We start from the raw sequence: 16176 nt of genomic DNA, 5'->3' as shown, positions 1-16176 counted from the left end.
GCGGTGCCGCCGTCACTGTCGTGCCCGCGGTGCCGCCGTCACTGTCGTGCCCGCGGTGCCGCCGTCACTGTCGTGCCCGCGGTGCCGCCGTCACTCGCCTCTGCGTACCGCACCCGCCAGGAGCCCCGCCTCCAGTGCCTCGTACCGCCGGCGCTGCTCCTGTGCGTGTCGGCGGCCGGAGGCCAGGGTGCCCAGCCAGCCGCACAGGAATCCGGCCGGGATGGAGACCAGGCCGGTGGTGGTGAACGGGAACCAGTTGAAGTCGGCCTCGGGGAACGCGGCGACCGGGGTGCCGGAGACCAGGCTGGTGCCCGGCATCAGGGCCACCACCGTGACGGAGCCGCCGATCAGCGTCCACAGCAGGCCCCCGCGGGTGAAGCGGCGCCAGAAGAGGCTGTAGACCAGGGCGGGGCACAGGGCCGAGGCGCCCAGGCAGAAGGAGAGGGTGGCCAGCGGCTGCAGGCTGCGGTGCTGCACCAGGGTCGCCAGGATGATCGCGGGGATGCCCACGGCCAGCGCCGACAACCGGGCGAGCGTCATCTCCCGGCGCGGTGACGGCTTCCGCGCCCGGGTCGCGAACACGTCGTGGGCCAGGGAGTTGGCGCAGGCGAGGATCATGCCGGCCACGGAGGCGAGCAGGGTGAGGAACAGGGCGGTGCTGACGGTGGTGAACAGGAACGTCTCCACCGTCGTCACACCGGTCCCGAAGGCCGCCCGGGAGCCCAGCAGGAAGGCGGTGTTGCCCGCGGCGTCCAGCCTGGCGACCGTCTCCCGTCCGACCAGGGCGGTCGCGCCGAACCCGACCACCGTGACGACGAGTACGAACAGGGCCACCAGGGACACGGCCCAGGACATCGACCGGCGTACCTGGCGTGCGCTGGAGGCGGTGTACATGCGCATGGTGACGTGCGGCAGGCAGGCGCCGCCGAGCACCACCGCCAGCTGGGAGGAGACCATGTCCAGGCCCGGCAGGGGTCCGGCGGCGTACTCCAGGCCGGGATGCAGGAAGGCCTGCCCCGCGCCGCTGCCGTGGGCGGCGGCGTCGAAGAGGGCGCCGGGGTTCCAGTCGAACCGGTCGAGGATCAGTACGGTGACCACGGCGCCCGAGCCCAGCAGCATCACGATCTTCAGGATCTGGATGAGGGCGGTGCCCTTCATGCCGCCGATCGCCGCGTAGCTGATCATCAGGGCGCCCAGACCGACGATGCAGCCCGTCTGCACGGTCTCGTTGGTGAACCCGAGGAGGAACGACAGCAGTTGGCCGGTGCCCGCCAGCTGCACCAGCATCATCGGCAGCAGTGCGGCGATGGTGACCACGCACGCGGTGATCCGTACGCTTCGGCCCGCCGTGCGCCGGGCCAGTACGTCGCCCATGGTGAACCGGCCCGCGTTGCGCAGGGGTTCGGCCATCAGGACCATGAGCAGCAGCAGGGACAGGGCGGTGCTCAGGGCGAGGACCACCCCGTCGTAGCCGAACAGCGCGATCACGCCGCAGGTGCCGAGGACGGTCGCCGCGGAGATGTAGTCGCCCGCGATCGCCAGGCCGTTGCGCATCGGGGACAGGGAGCTGTAGCCGGTGTAGAACTCGTCCAGGTCGTCCCGGTCCGGGCCGGTCATCACGCACAGCAGCAGCGTGACCGTCGCGATGACCGTGAAGGCGACCAGGGCCATCGACTGGGCGTTGTCGCTGAAGCCCGTCATCGGGTCGCCTCCCGGCGCGCGGCCACTTCGCTCTCCTTGCGGATGCGGTCGGCGAGCGGGTCGACGCCCCGGCGCGCGGTGTGCTCGTACAGGGCGATCGCGAGCCAGGTGACGGGGAGTTGCAGCAGCGCGAGGAGCAGGCCGAGGGGCAGCCCGTCGGTGACGGTGCCGGTCAGGGTCGACGGGGAGAACGCCGACAGGCCGAGGAAGAGGAGGAAGTAGCCGAGTGCGGCGAACGTGGCGGTGCGCCGCTGCCGTCGACAGGCGGTGCGCAGCGCCCGCATGTCACAGTGGTCGCTGTGCTCGCGGTGGCCGCTGTGGCGCCCGAACGGGCGGGGGGCGTACGGCGTCGGGGAGTACGGCGGGGCGTACGGCGTCGGGGAGTACGGCGGCGGCGCGTGCGGGGACTGGTGGGGGACGTACGTAGGCGGGGGCGAGGGTGAGGGCGGGGTCCGGTGCGGGAACGGGTCGTGGGTCATCCCGGTGCTCCTTGCGTGGGTTCGGGTCCGGTGCGGCGGACCGCAGGGAGTGGGGGTGCGGTGCGGGCCACGCACGCTACTCGCCGGTACGGGACCGCGAGCGGTTTTCCCCGCACGGGGTGGTCGGTATGTACGGGATGGCGCTGACCTCGGGGATTGCGCCCAGCGATTCCGGACGACGGCGTTGCCCCGGCACAACTACGCGCCGCGGAGCGGACGTTCCGTTTGACCCTGCCGTCACGGGAGGGTGGATGCTCGAAGCACCCGAAGGAGGAGGCGACCCCGAGGCCGGCTCCGCCGATGGGTGGACTGCCCCTAGGGGTACCTCCGTACTACGGGTCGGGGAGGGTTCGTACCGACGGAGGACGAGGCGGGCCCGGCGGCGTCCTTAATCTGGCTCTACGCCGCTGGGGGGCGGTGAACCGGACCTGTGGGGGTGGGGTTTTCCCCAGCAAAAGAGTGCGCTGAGCACCAGCGCGGTCGACCCCTGGTTCGGGCCAGACTCTTCGAAGCAGCAGCGACACGCACACCGGTACCGCTCGGCGGGCACCGACGGCACCGACGGCTCACTTGATGACCGACATAGGAGACTTGCCATGACATCGGCCGTAACCATTCCCCGGCACGGGAGCACTGGAGGACGTACGGCCGTTGCCGCGCGAGCGCGGCAGGTCGTGAAGGCGTACGGATCGGGCGAGACCCGGGTGGTCGCCCTCGACCACGTGGACGTGGACATCGCCCGCGGCCAGTTCACCGCGATCATGGGCCCGTCGGGGTCCGGCAAGTCCACGCTGATGCACTGCCTGGCCGGCCTGGACACCGTGACCGGCGGCCAGATCTACCTGGACGAGACCGAGATCACCGGCCTGAAGGACAAGAGGCTCACGCAGCTGCGCCGGGACCGGATCGGCTTCATCTTCCAGGCGTTCAACCTGCTCCCGACGCTGAACGCGATCGAGAACATCACGCTGCCCATGGACATCGCCGGGCGCAAGTACGACCGGGCGTGGCTGGACCGGGTCGTGGAGACCGTGGGACTCGCCGGGCGGCTCAAGCACCGGCCCACCCAGCTCTCCGGCGGCCAGCAGCAGCGGGTCGCGGTGGCGCGGGCACTGGCCGCGCGGCCCGAGATCATCTTCGGTGACGAGCCGACCGGAAACCTCGACTCGCGCGCCGGCGCCGAGGTGCTGGGCTTCCTGCGCCAGTCGGTCGACGAGCTGGGCCAGACCATCGTGATGGTCACCCACGACCCGGTGGCCGCCAGCTACGCGGACCGGGTGCTGTACCTCGCCGACGGCCGCATCGTGGACGAGATGCACAAGCCGACCGCGGACGCCGTCCTCGACCGCATGAAGGACTTCGACGCCCGGGGGCGTACGTCATGACCGTCGTCAAGACCTCGATGCGCAACTTCTTCGCGCACAAGGGCCGCATGGCGCTCTCGGCGGTGGCGGTGCTGCTGTCGGTGGCGTTCGTGTGCGGCACCCTGGTGTTCACGGACACGATGAACACCACCTTCGACAAGATATTCGCGGTCTCGACGTCCGACGTGACGGTCGCCCCGAAGGACGCCGAGGCCGAGGACGCGCCGCAGAGCGGGGTGCCCGAGTCGCTGCCGGCGTCCACGCTGGAGAAGATCCGGTCGGTCGAGGGCGTGAAGTCGGTCGAGGGCGCGGTCGTCTCGATGAACGTGACCGTCGTCAACGCCGACAACGACAACGTGGGGGCCACCAGCGGAGCCCCGACCCTCGCCGGGAACTGGACCAAGAACGACCTGCGGTCCATGGAGATCACTTCCGGGCACGCGCCGCGCGGCCCGACCGAGACGATGGTCGACTCCGACACCGCCGACAAGCACGACCTGAAGATAGGCGACGAGCTGCGCACCATCGCGCAGACCGGCGACTTCAAGGCGAAGATCGTCGGTATCGCCTCCTTCACCGTCACCAACCCCGGTGCCGCGGTCGTCTACTTCGACACCCCCACCGCCCAGCGCCAACTGCTCGGCGGCGCGGACCGGTTCAGCCAGTTCAACGTCACCGCCGCGTCCGGTGTCACCGACGCGCAGCTCAAGCAGAACGTCTTGGGGGCCCTTGACGGCGGCGCGTACAAGGTCCAGACGGCGAAGGAGGCGTCCGACGAAGGCCGCGAGGACATCGGCGAGTTCATGGACGTCATCAAGTACGCCATGCTCGGCTTCGCCGGCATCGCGTTCCTGGTCGGCATCTTCCTGATCATCAACACCTTCTCCATGCTGGTCGCCCAGCGCACCCGCGAGATCGGCCTGATGCGGGCCATCGGCTCCTCCCGCCGCCAGGTCAACCGCTCGGTGCTGGTCGAGGCACTGCTCCTCGGCATCGTCGGCTCGATCCTCGGCGTCGCGGCCGGTGTCGGGATAGCCGTCGGCCTGATGAAGCTGATGTCGGCGGCGGGCATGAACCTGTCCACCGACGACCTGACCATCAAGACGGCGACCCCCGTGATCGGCCTGGTCCTCGGCGTCGTCGTCACCGTCCTGGCCGCCTACCTGCCGGCCCGCCGCGCCGGCAAGGTCTCCCCGATGGCCGCCCTGCGCGACGCCGGTACGCCGGCCGACGCCAAGGCCGGCTGGATACGCGGCCTGATCGGCCTGGTCCTCACCGGCGCCGGCGCCGCGGCCCTGTTCACGGCCGCCGCCGCGGACAAGGCGAGCGAGGGCTCGATGATGCTCGGCGCGGGCATCGTGCTGTCCCTCATCGGCTTCGTCGTCATCGGCCCGCTGCTGGCCGGCTTCGTGGTGCGGGTGCTCAGCGCCGTGCTGCTGCGGGCCTTCGGGCCGGTGGGCCGCCTGGCCGAGCGCAACGCCCTGCGCAACCCGCGCCGCACCGGTGCCACGGGTGCCGCCCTGATGATCGGCCTCGCGCTGGTGGCCTGCCTCTCGGTCGTCGGCTCCTCGATGGTCGCCTCCGCCACGAGCGAGCTGGACAAGACGGTCGGCGCGGACTTCATCGTCGAGGGCAACCAGCGGATCGTGCCGCAGGCCGAGAAGGCGATGCAGGACACGCCCGGCCTGGAGCACGTCACCCGCTACAAGGTCCTCGACGCCACGCTGACCTCACCCGACGGCAAGACGGACGACGACGGCCTCACGGCCGCCGACCCGACGTACGCCGAGGACGTGAACCGCGCGACGACGCAGGGCGAGCTCTCCGCCGCCTACGGACCGGACGCCATGTCGGTCGGCACGGACTACGCCGAGAAGCACGGCGTGCACGTGGGCGACACGATCTCCGTCGCCTTCAAGGGCGGCGAGACCGCCAAGCTCAAGGTCGCCGCGATCACGGACGACGACGTGGCCATCGACCAGGGCGCGCGGTACATCAGCATCGAGACGATGCGGAAGTACCTGCCGGCCGAGAGCATCCCGCCGAACACGATCATGTTCGCCAAGGCCGCGGACGGCCAGGCGGAGCAGGCGTACGCGGCGCTGAAGAAGTCGCTGGACCCGTACCCGCAGTACCAGGTGCGCGACCAGACCGACTACAAGCAGGAGCTCAAGGACCAGGTCGGCCAGCTGCTGAACATGGTCTACGGCCTGCTCGCCCTGGCGATCATCGTCGCGGTCCTCGGTGTGGTGAACACGCTGGCGCTGTCGGTGGTCGAGCGGACCCGCGAGATCGGCCTGATGCGGGCGATCGGCCTCTCCCGCCGCCAGCTGCGCCGGATGATCCGCCTGGAGTCCGTGGTCATCGCCCTCTTCGGCGCCCTGCTGGGCCTGGGGCTGGGCATGGGCTGGGGCGCCACGGCCCAGAAGCTGCTCGCCCTTGAGGGACTGAACGTCCTCGACATCCCCTGGCCGACCATCATCGGCGTCTTCATCGGTTCGGCCTTCGTGGGCCTGTTCGCCGCCCTGGTCCCGGCGTTCCGGGCGGGCCGCATGAACGTCCTGAACGCCATCGCGACGGAGTAGCGACCGCCGGTCACCGCACACGGGGGTTGCGGGGAAGGCCCGGCGCCGGAAGTCCTGAGGACTTCCGGCGCCGGCCTCATTTCCCCACCACCGCCCCACCAACACCCCGACTTCCCGCCCTTCGACCCGGCTGCCGCCTCGGCCTTCGCTTTCCGTCGGCGGAGGCGTCCGTCACCCTGGGCGTTCACCTTTCAGCCCACAGAGTCGGGTGGTGGGTGGGCACAGGCCCGGGGGTCCAGGGGGCGGAGCCCCCTGGTTGGGCCACCGCGGCGCCGCCCACCCCGCACCGGACGTCATCCACAGCCCCCGACGCCGGCCCGCGCAGCGACGTACGCTGGACACCCCCGGCCCTCACCGCGTCGGGTTATTCGTGTTGCCACCCAGGACGGAAAGCGCCCCTCCATGAGCCTGCACGGTCTGCTCGACGCCGTCGTCAAGGACACCGCCCTCGCGGAAGCGATCTCGGCGGCCGCAGACGGCAACCGCATGCACGTCGACCTGGTCGGCCCCCCCGCGGCCCGCGCCTTCTCGGTCGCCGCCCTGGCCCGTGAGACGGGCCGCCCCGTGCTGGCGGTGACCGCGACGGGACGCGAGGCCGAGGACCTGGCCGCGGCCCTGCGCTCCCTGCTCCCCCCGGAGGGCGTCGTGGAGTACCCCTCCTGGGAGACCCTCCCGCACGAGCGGCTCAGCCCCCGCAGCGACACCGTCGGCCGCCGCCTCGCCGTCCTGCGGCGCCTGGCCCACCCCCGCCCCGACGACCCCGAGACCGGCCCGGTCTCCGTCGTCGTCGCGCCCGTGCGCTCCGTACTCCAGCCGCAGGTCAAGGGCCTCGGCGACCTGGAGCCGGTGGCGCTGCGCACCGGGCAGAACGCCGACCTGAACGAGATCGTCGAAGCCCTGGCAGCCGCCGCGTACGCGCGCGTGGAGCTGGTGGAGAAGCGCGGCGAGTTCGCCGTACGCGGCGGCATCCTGGACGTCTTCCCGCCGACCGAGGAGCACCCCCTCCGCGTCGAGTTCTGGGGCGACGACGTCGAGGAGATCCGCTACTTCAAGGTCGCCGACCAGCGCTCCCTGGAGGTCGCCGACCACGGCCTGTGGGCCCCGCCCTGCCGCGAGCTGCTGCTCACCGAGGACGTACGCGCCCGCGCCCGCGCCCTCGCCGAGGACCACCCCGAGCTGGGCGAACTGCTCGGCAAGATCGCCGAGGGCATCGCCGTCGAGGGCATGGAGTCCCTGGCCCCCGTGCTCGTCGACGACATGGAACTGCTGCTGGACGTGCTGCCCAAGGGCGCCATGGCCGTCGTCTGCGACCCGGAGCGGGTGCGTACGCGGGCCGCCGACCTCGTGGCCACGAGCCAGGAGTTCCTCCAGGCCTCCTGGGCGGCCACCGCCGGCGGCGGCGAGGCGCCGATCGACGTGGACGCGGCCTCCCTGTGGTCCATCGCGGACGTCCGGGACCGGGCCCGCGAACTGGACATGATGTGGTGGTCGGTCTCCCCGTTCGCCGCCGACGACGCGCTCGAAGAGGCCGACACCCTCAAGCTCGGCATGCACGCCTCCGAGACCTACCGCGGCGACACCGCCAAGGCGCTGGCCGACACCAAGGGCTGGCTCGCCGACGGCTGGCGCGCGGTCTACCTCACCGAGGGCCACGGCCCGGCCGCCCGCACCGTCGAGGTCCTCGGCGGCGAGGGCATCGCGGCCCGCCTGGACAACGACCTGGACACGCTCAGCCCCTCGGTCGTGCACGTCTCCTGCGGCTCGATCGACCACGGCTTCGTCGACCGGGCGCTCAAGCTGGCCGTGCTCACCGAGACCGACCTGACCGGGCAGAAGGCCGCCGGCCGCGAGGGCGCCCGGATGCCGGCCCGGCGCCGCAAGACCATCGACCCGCTGACCCTGGAGGCCGGCGACTACATCGTCCACGAGCAGCACGGCGTGGGCCGCTACATCGAGATGGTGCAGCGCACCGTGCAGGGCGCCACCCGCGAGTACCTGGTCGTGGAGTACGCACCCGCCAAGCGCGGCCAGCCCGGCGACCGGCTCTACATCCCCACCGACCAGCTGGAGCAGATCACCAAGTACGTCGGCGGCGAGGCCCCCACCCTGCACCGCCTGGGCGGCGCCGACTGGACCAAGACCAAGGCCCGTGCGAAGAAGGCGGTCAAGGAGATCGCCGCCGACCTGATCAAGCTCTACAGCGCCCGGATGGCTGCCCCCGGCCACGCGTTCGGCGCGGACACCCCCTGGCAGCGCGAGCTGGAGGACGCCTTCCCCTACGCGGAGACGCCGGACCAGCTCACCACCATCGCCGAGGTCAAGGACGACATGGAGAAGACGGTCCCCATGGACCGCCTGATCTGCGGCGACGTCGGCTACGGCAAGACCGAGATCGCGGTCCGCGCCGCCTTCAAGGCCGTACAGGACGGCAAGCAGGTGGCCGTACTCGTCCCGACGACCCTGCTGGTGCAGCAGCACTTCGGGACGTTCAGCGAGCGGTACGCCCAGTTCCCCGTGAACGTGAGGGCGCTGTCCCGCTTCCAGACCGACACCGAGGCGAAGGCGACCCTGGAGGGCCTGCGCGAGGGCGCGGTGGACGTCGTCATCGGCACCCACCGCCTCTTCTCCTCCGAGACGAAGTTCAAGGACCTCGGCCTGGTCATCGTCGACGAGGAGCAGCGCTTCGGCGTCGAGCACAAGGAGCAGCTGAAGAAGCTCCGCGCCAACGTCGACGTCCTGACCATGTCCGCCACCCCCATCCCCCGGACCCTGGAGATGGCGGTCACCGGCATCCGCGAGATGTCGACGATCACCACCCCGCCCGAGGAACGCCACCCGGTGCTGACCTTCGTCGGCCCCTACGAGCAGAAGCAGATCGGCGCCGCGATCCGCCGCGAGCTGCTGCGCGAGGGCCAGGTCTTCTACATCCACAACCGGGTGGAGTCCATCGACCGCGCGGCGGCCCGGCTGCGTGAGATCGTCCCCGAGGCGCGCATCGCCACCGCCCACGGACAGATGTCCGAACAGGCCCTCGAACAGGTCGTCGTCGACTTCTGGGAGAAGAAGTTCGACGTGCTCGTCTCCACGACCATCGTCGAGTCCGGCATCGACATCTCCAACGCCAACACCCTGATCGTCGAGCGCGGCGACAACTTCGGTCTCAGCCAGCTCCACCAGCTGCGCGGCCGGGTCGGCCGAGGACGGGAACGCGGCTACGCCTACTTCCTCTACCCGCCGGAGAAGCCGCTGACCGAGACCGCCCACGAGCGGCTCGCCACCATCGCCCAGCACACCGAGATGGGCGCGGGCATGTACGTGGCGATGAAGGACCTGGAGATCCGCGGCGCCGGCAACCTGCTGGGCGGCGAGCAGTCCGGCCACATCGCGGGCGTCGGCTTCGACCTGTACGTACGCATGGTCGGTGAGGCCGTCGCCGACTACCGGGCCTCCCTGGAGGGCGGTGTCGAGGAGGAGCCGCCGCTCGAGGTCAAGATCGAGCTGCCGGTCGACGCGCACGTCCCGCACGACTACGCCCCCGGCGAGCGGCTGCGGCTCCAGGCGTACCGGTCCATCGCCTCCGCCAACAGCGAGGAGGACATCAAGGCCGTACGGGAGGAACTCGTCGACCGTTACGGCAAGTTGCCGGAGCCGGTGGAGAACCTGCTGCTGGTCGCGGGCCTGCGGATGCTCGCGCGGGCGTGCGCCGTCGGCGAGATCGTGCTCCAGGGCAACAACATCCGGTTCGCGCCGGTGGAGTTGCGCGAGTCCCAGGAGCTGCGGCTCAAGCGGCTCTACCCCGGGAGCGTCATCAAGGCGGGCACCCACCAGGTGCTCGTGCCGCGCCCGAAGACCGCGAAGGTGGGCGGCAAGCCGCTGGTCGGGCGGGAACTGCTCGGCTGGGTGGGCGAGTTCCTGACCTCGATCCTGGGGTCGTAGCCGCCCGCCCACCGCAGAAGCCGTCCACGGGGACAGGCCCGTGGACGGCTTTCCATGTGTGCGAGGTGTGCATGTGTGCGAGGTGTGGGGAGCACCCTACTGCTGCTCCCGGCGGCCCCCGCCCCGCTCGCGCCCGATACCGAGCTTGCCCTCGGCCTGCTGCTGCGCGGCGTCGACCTGCTTCTCGTACTTGCCGCCGGTCCTCTGGTTGACCTGGCGCTCGGCGGCGTCGGACATCTTCCTTGACCTGTCCTTGTCCTTGCCCGCCATGCTCTTCATCTTGTCGAGGATGCCCATGCAGAGCTCCTTCCGAGACGTGACTCACTGCCGACCGTACGACAGATACGCCCTGTATGCCCAACAAACGCCCCCTATGGTCTGAACCTCTCCGTCGCTACCGTGGTACTGGCGAACGGCAAGGGGAGGGGCCCGCATGAGGCGGCACAGCAGGATCCGTACCGGATGGGCCGCGGGCGCGGCCCTCGCTCTGGCCCTGGTCACCGGATGCGAGGGCCTGGACGACGCTCCCTCGGCCAAGGACGGTGGCGCCCCGGCGGCCCCGGACGGCCGAGCCGTCAGCCCGCTGGAGAACCCGGACGGTACGAAGCCGGGACTCTCGCCGGTGACGACGGAAGCGGACCGGGCGGCGGGTCGGAAGATCATCGAGGAGGTGTCCACGAAGGGGCGGGGCCCGAAGACGGGGTACGACCGGGACGAGTACGGCTCTGCGTGGACGGACACGGCGGACGGAGTACCGCTGGCGAGGAACGGCTGTGACACGCGGAACGACGTGCTGAAGCTCCACGGTCACCACGTCCGGTTCCGGGCGGGCTCCGACTGTGTGGTCGTCTCGATGGACCTGTACGACCCTTACACCGGCAAGGACATCGCCTGGAAGAAGGCGAAGGCGGCCGAGGTGCAGATCGACCACGTGGTCCCGCTGTCCTACAGCTGGCAGATGGGGGCTGCCCGATGGCCGGAGAGCAAGCGCGAGCAGCTGGCGAACGACGTGCTCAATCTGCTTCCCGTCGAAGGGCGCGCCAACTCGGTGAAACGGGACTCGGGACCCGGTTCCTGGCTGCCGCCGAACAAGAAGATCCGGTGCTCGTACGCGGTACGGTTCGCGCAGGTCGCCGACAAGTACGAGCTCCCGGTGACGACGGCGGACAAGGCGATGATGCTGAAGCAGTGCGGCGCCTGAAGCAGCTCCGGCTCAATTCTCCGCCCCCTCGTGGCCCAGGCGGTCGTCAGTGCGGGACTGCTACTGGGGCCCGGGTGGCGACTGGAGGCCGCAGGAGGAACGGCTGCCGTGGCCCGCGACCGAGGAGGCGCTGCGGGTGCTGGGCACGCGGAAGCCGACCGGTCGTACGTGCCGAGGTTCGAGGGGCTCGGCCACTGGCGTTGGTACGGGCGGTGCGCGGTGCCCCATGACGACCAGGGGGCGCCGCGGGAGGTCTACTTGAACAATGCGAGAGCGCGACAGCGCCCGCGCAAGGCCAGACCGCATCGCCGCCGCAGGTCACAGACGTGCTGGTCAGAAGGGGTGTCCCTCAGCGAGGGGTGCCCCTTCTGCGTGTGGTCTGTCTTACCTTGATGCGGCTCTGTTGCGTTGTGGATCAGTGCTGTGGACCAGGCGTGGACCAGAATCGGATCGTGGGAAGTGCTGTGACCAGGGGCGTCGGTCACAACCCAGACGTTGAAGGCTTGTGCCGCAGCAGCAGTCGCCCGCCGACCAGGACGGCGCAGGACCCGACGGACAGCAGCCCGCCCACGAGGAAGATGCCCCGCACGTCGGCGAGCGGCAGGACCAATCCCCCGAGCGCGGCCCCCGCGGCGATGCCGGCGTTGTAGGCACCGGAGTTGGCCGCAAGGGCGATGTCGGTGCGGCCAGGTGCGCAATGCAGCATCTCGTTCTGTGTGGCCATGAACACTGGCCCAAGTGCACCGCCCATCAACACCAGAAACAGCACTGCTGCCAAGGAATGAGTACCGGTTCCGTACAGACCGAGCATGCCCACTGCCTGGGTGGCTACGGCCGTGGTCAGCGTGGAGTGCGGGAAGCGGTCCAGCAGTGCCCCGGCGATACCCACTCCGGTCAGGCACGCAACGCCGAAAGCGGCGAACAGAGCATTGACTGTGCTGGGGGAGAACCCGCTCACATCCCCCAGGAACTTCACGATGTAGGTGAATCCCGCGAACGCTCCGGTGGCGGACAGTGCGCCGGCCGCGAGTACGGTCCCGAACCGGCGCGTGTCAGGCTTGGAACCGTAAGCGGCCCGCCCCTCGTCCGGACGCGAGGTCGGCAACAGGGCGGCGATCGTTAAGAGGGAGAGAAGCCCGAGAGCCGCCAGCAGAGCGAGTGGCACTGGCCAGTCGCTCTGCTGGCCGATCCAGGTCCCCAAGGGAACACCAACCACGAGGGCGAGCGAACCGGCGACCGACAGCGCCCCCACTACTCGCCCTCGGACCTCCGGTGGGAACAGGCCCACCGCGACCGGCCCCATTACGGCCCAGAACAGCGCCTGAGCGAGCGCGGTCATTACCCGCGCTGTGAGCAGCAGCGAGTAGGACGTGGCCAGTGCCGCGACCAGACTGGACACGATGAGAGCGGCCAGCAGTCCCGCAAGCACATGGCGTCGAGGCATGGCCCGCGTGACGTGGGCCAGCGGCAAGGACGCCAGGGCGACTGTCACGCCGTAGCCGGTGACCAGGTAGCCGACCGCTGACACTGACACATGTAGGCCCTCGGAGATGAGTTCCAGGAGACCGACCGGCAGGTTCTCCGCAGTGTTGAAGGTGAAGGCGGCCAGCATCAGGGCCGCGAGCACTGCCATTCTGTGCCATGAAGCCGGTTGCGTCGTCACCATATGGCCAAGAAGTAGCACCGGAATGGCTGTCGCCCCCACTCGTTTTCCAGTGGGGGCGACGCGTCTATGACATCGGCGGGGCGGCGTTGTTTGGCCTGTCCCGTCTACTCCTCTTCGGCGGCCTGCAAAAGCCCGCTCGATCTGTTCGTTTGAGCGGGCCTGGTTGGGGTGAGTTGCTTTGGCATAGAACCGGAAGAGAACCGCGATGCTGTGTCCGGCCCGGCGTGCGGCTTCGGCTGGGGAGACGCCGGACTCAAGCCAGAGTGAGACGCCCGCGTGACGCAGGGAGTAAGGCACGTCAGCCAGGGGGGAACCGCTTCGGATTCGGTCAACACCGAGAGTCGAGCCGCTTTCCAAGCTTCCCGTACTCCTTGGACAACAGGCCGCCTCCCTGGGCCGCGCGGAACAGCCGGCCGTAGTCGGCGCTACCGAACTCCTTGATGTGCTAGCGGACCAGGTGGACGAGGACGGGGGGAATCGGCACAGGCCGGGTCGCCTTGCGGGCCCGCTTCTTCAGGCCGCGCGTATCGAACGACTGGCCTGTGTCGGTCCACCCGGAGCCGACGCGGGGTGTGCCCGTGGACAGCAGCACTTCTCCCCAACCCTCTTCGGGCAAGGTGAAGTCTTCTTCCCGGAGATTGGCCGCCTCCCCAAGGCGGTTGGCCGCGTAGTAGAGACAGCCGAAGAACGCCATCAGGTGGCGCCCGCGCGCCCCCTGCTCGCCTACAGTGTCGATCAGTTCCTTCGCCAGCTTCGGGCCGGGTACGAACCGGAAGTCGATCTCGTCGTCAGTTTCAGGCGGAGTCCAGTCGACCTTGTCGAGGGGCAGGGTCGGCAGTAGCTCCCGTTCGACCGCGTAGCGGAGGCAATTGCTGAAGACGGTGCGCTTACGGTTCACCGTGTGCGGGGCCCTGACCAGGGCTTCCAGGACCGGACCACCCCGAATCGCTGTCCAGGCTGAGGGGTGGTCCGGTCTTTGTTGTGGGCGTCCGCCGCTCGCAACACGGGTAGCGAGCGGCGGACGCCGGGGGAGCCGAACCGCCCTGTCGTGGTGTCGAGGGCTGTACGGCTGGCTTGCTGCGGGCCGCTACGGGCGGTTTGTGGCCGCCATCACACGGGAGCGCAGAGGCTCGGCGGTCAGCATGTCGGCGAACTGCCAGGAGTAGTTCGTGACCTCTTCCTCTTGCAGCTCGACGGCGTCGGCGGTGGTCCGGAACAGGAACCGGAAGTCGAAGTGCAGGTGCTCCGGCTCGCCCTTGTGATCGTTCACCGGGATCGAGTGAACGTCGATGTGGAGGGGCGCGTCACTGGCCGGTTCGACCTGGTCACTACTGATGCCGGTTTCCTCGGCCAGCTCCCGCAAAGCAGCCTCCCGAAGCGTCGTGTCGCTGTCCTCGACGTGTCCGCCGGGCAGCAACCACTTGCGCAGGGCCCGGTGCTCGATGGTGAGGACGCGGCCGTCGGGGCGGACGAGGGCGGCGCCAGCGGTGACGTGTCCGCGGAACTCCTTGCGGGAGGCGACCGAATCGCCGGCCTGTTCCACGACCTCACCCACGGCCGAAAGGGCGTCCTTCTCTTCCGGGTGGTCGGCGAGGTAGGCGGCGACCGTGTCGCGCACGTGCTGTGCGGTGATCGGCATGTGGTGCTTCTCCTAGCGGTTGAAGTAGTTCAGCCACGTTCCGGCGATCGCCGCGCGTTCGGCGGCGTCGACCTCGTGCATACCGGGCCCGAGGTTGCCACGGGCCAGATTCCGGACGCCCGCGAGGATCTCCGCCTGAACGAGGTAGATGAACGGGCCTACGCTGGCGCCGTGCAGGAAGTTGACGGCGTTGCCACCGTTGAGTAGGTAGAAGTAGTGGCCGGTGGTCTGGTAACGGGTGATGTGCTCCCCGTTCGGAGTGCGCTGGTACACGTTGGGCAGGCCCGCCAGGTCGAGTTCGTCTTCGCTGCTGGTGACGGTGGCGACGTAGGCACCGTTCCGCAGGGCGGAGAAGTCTTCGCCCTTCAGCGAGACCGCACCGGTAGCGCACAGGATCAGCCCGGCACCGTGTAAGGCGGCGTCGCGGTCCCTGGCGACGGTGAAACCCTGCGAGAGCGCCTGTGTGCGGCGGACGGGGTCGAGGTCGTACACGGTGACCTGCACGCCCTTGGCGTGCAGCAGTCGGGCGATGCTGGAACCGAGCTTGCCGAACCCGATCACGAGGGCCGTGCGACCGTGCAGGATGTCTCCCCGGCTGCGCATCAGGGCCTCGGTCGAGAAGACGACCGACTGACCGACGAGGAAGTCTTCGGGGTCCTTCAGCGGGGAGCGAGCGACCGAGACGACCGGACAGGGCAACTTCTCGGCGCTCGCGTACCGCTTGTGTCCGTTCTCCGTGTCCTCGACGACGCCCAGGACGCGGCCCGAGAACCGCTCGTACAGGGCGTCGAGGGTGGGTGCGAAGTACCCGCCGACGTCGAGCAGTACGACGGCTTCACCACCGGCCCGCGACTCGAGGTAGTCGACCGCGCTGACGGGGTCCTCGAACAGCTCCCGCGAGAGGGTGTCGCACTGCGTCGTCTTCTCGATCTCGCGGCGGGCGGTGAGGTCGATGGACTTGGGTTTGGGCAGCACGGCCCGCAGGTTCGTGCCGATGCCCACGGCCCGCACGAACGCGGGTCGCTCGGGCAGCAAGTGCGTGATCAGGAAGGCGGACGGCTTCTCCTCCGGGGCGAAGGTCTCCGCGATACGCGAGAAGTAGGAGTCGAGGCGTGCACGCTCGAACTGTTCCATTGCTCACTTCCCTTGGTTGGGCGGTAAGGCTCAGGACAGGTGCTGGACCCGCCCCCGCGCCGGGGAGATGGGAGACGCGGGGACGGGGGCATCGGGTGGCGCGCCGCCCGCGAGGTCTGCGGTGGCGGCCTGTCCCCGCCGGGGAGTGGGGCGGACACCGAGCGGGGACGGGAGCTTGCGGGGGCGCCTGCCGCCGAGTGGACAACGGGTACACCCGGAGGGCGTACCGAGCGTCGTAGTCCGTCACGGTGAACACGAAGGTTCGACCGGCGGCAAGGGCCCGAAGGGCGTGTTCGTACACGCGCTCGTTTCCCGCCCACGCGCGCAGCTCAGCGTCAGGGCGAGCGACGTTCGGACCGGCGAAAACGAGAGGAGCGTTCCGCAGGGATGTGGCGCCAAGGTCCGGAGACAACAGTTGAGCGAGGTGGCAAGCCTCAGCGCGCAGCCAGCGTGCGGCGAGGCGGGCGGAAC

At 69.9% G+C, this 16176-nt stretch carries 11 protein-coding genes; 4 read left to right on the top strand and 7 right to left on the bottom strand.

Annotation, left to right across the window (positions count from 1 at the left end; translation table 11 throughout):
• Nucleotides 1–90: 90 nt before the first annotated feature.
• Both RM812_RS06985 and RM812_RS06980 read right to left on the bottom strand, forming a co-directional pair.
• Nucleotides 91–1701, bottom strand: coding sequence for a sodium/solute symporter (locus tag RM812_RS06985; protein WP_311571516.1), 1611 nt, complete (start codon nucleotides 1699–1701; stop codon nucleotides 91–93).
• Nucleotides 1698–2180, bottom strand: a complete 483-nt coding sequence (locus tag RM812_RS06980; protein WP_311571515.1) for a DUF485 domain-containing protein — start codon at nucleotides 2178–2180, stop codon at nucleotides 1698–1700. Before RM812_RS06980 ends, RM812_RS06985 begins: the two co-directional genes overlap by 4 nt.
• Nucleotides 2181–2776: 596 nt before the next feature.
• Between RM812_RS06980 and RM812_RS06975 the strand changes: the two genes are divergently transcribed.
• From RM812_RS06975 to mfd, 3 genes are all read left to right on the top strand, one after another.
• A complete protein-coding gene (locus RM812_RS06975; protein ID WP_311571514.1) occupies nucleotides 2777–3565 on the top strand; it encodes an ABC transporter ATP-binding protein in 789 nt (262 codons plus the stop codon).
• Nucleotides 3562–6129 (top strand): ABC transporter permease, encoded by a 2568-nt coding sequence (locus RM812_RS06970; protein ID WP_311571513.1) that lies wholly within the window; start codon nucleotides 3562–3564, stop codon nucleotides 6127–6129. The genes RM812_RS06975 and RM812_RS06970 overlap by 4 nt, the downstream gene beginning before the upstream one ends.
• Nucleotides 6130–6531: 402 nt before the next feature.
• Nucleotides 6532–10065, top strand: coding sequence for a transcription-repair coupling factor (mfd, locus tag RM812_RS06965; protein WP_311571512.1), 3534 nt, complete (start codon nucleotides 6532–6534; stop codon nucleotides 10063–10065).
• A 96-nt stretch (nucleotides 10066–10161) separates the two neighbouring features.
• On the opposite strand, the gene RM812_RS06960 is transcribed toward mfd, so the two are convergent.
• Nucleotides 10162–10362, bottom strand: coding sequence for an antitoxin (locus tag RM812_RS06960; protein WP_311571511.1), 201 nt, complete (start codon nucleotides 10360–10362; stop codon nucleotides 10162–10164).
• Nucleotides 10363–10498: 136 nt separating this feature from the next.
• Here RM812_RS06960 and RM812_RS06955 point away from each other — a divergent pair, with 136 nt between their 5' ends.
• The gene (locus tag RM812_RS06955) at nucleotides 10499–11266 is read left to right on the top strand and encodes an HNH endonuclease family protein (RefSeq protein ID WP_311571510.1); all 768 of its coding nucleotides are present in this window, start codon (nucleotides 10499–10501) and stop codon (nucleotides 11264–11266) included.
• A 481-nt stretch (nucleotides 11267–11747) separates the two neighbouring features.
• Here RM812_RS06955 and RM812_RS06950 read toward each other — a convergent pair whose 3' ends face one another.
• From RM812_RS06950 to RM812_RS06935, 4 genes are all read right to left on the bottom strand, one after another.
• Nucleotides 11748–12899, bottom strand: coding sequence for an MFS transporter (locus tag RM812_RS06950; protein WP_311571509.1), 1152 nt, complete (start codon nucleotides 12897–12899; stop codon nucleotides 11748–11750).
• 478 nt (nucleotides 12900–13377) lie between these two features.
• Nucleotides 13378–13830, bottom strand: a complete 453-nt coding sequence (locus tag RM812_RS06945; RefSeq protein WP_311571508.1) for a hypothetical protein — start codon at nucleotides 13828–13830, stop codon at nucleotides 13378–13380.
• Nucleotides 13831–14019: 189 nt separating this feature from the next.
• Entirely contained in the window at nucleotides 14020–14571 is a 552-nt protein-coding gene (locus RM812_RS06940) for an NUDIX hydrolase (RefSeq protein ID WP_311571507.1), read from the bottom strand.
• 12 nt (nucleotides 14572–14583) lie between these two features.
• A complete protein-coding gene (locus RM812_RS06935; protein WP_311571506.1) occupies nucleotides 14584–15705 on the bottom strand; it encodes an adenosylhomocysteinase in 1122 nt (373 codons plus the stop codon).
• Nucleotides 15706–16176 lie beyond the last annotated feature (471 nt).

It is taken from the genome of Streptomyces lancefieldiae (genome assembly GCF_031845825.1).
GTDB classification, from domain to species: Bacteria; Actinomycetota; Actinomycetes; order Streptomycetales; family Streptomycetaceae; genus Streptomyces; species Streptomyces lancefieldiae.
Note: the sequence above shows the minus strand (reverse complement) of the source record. Positions and strands in the feature narration are given on the sequence as shown.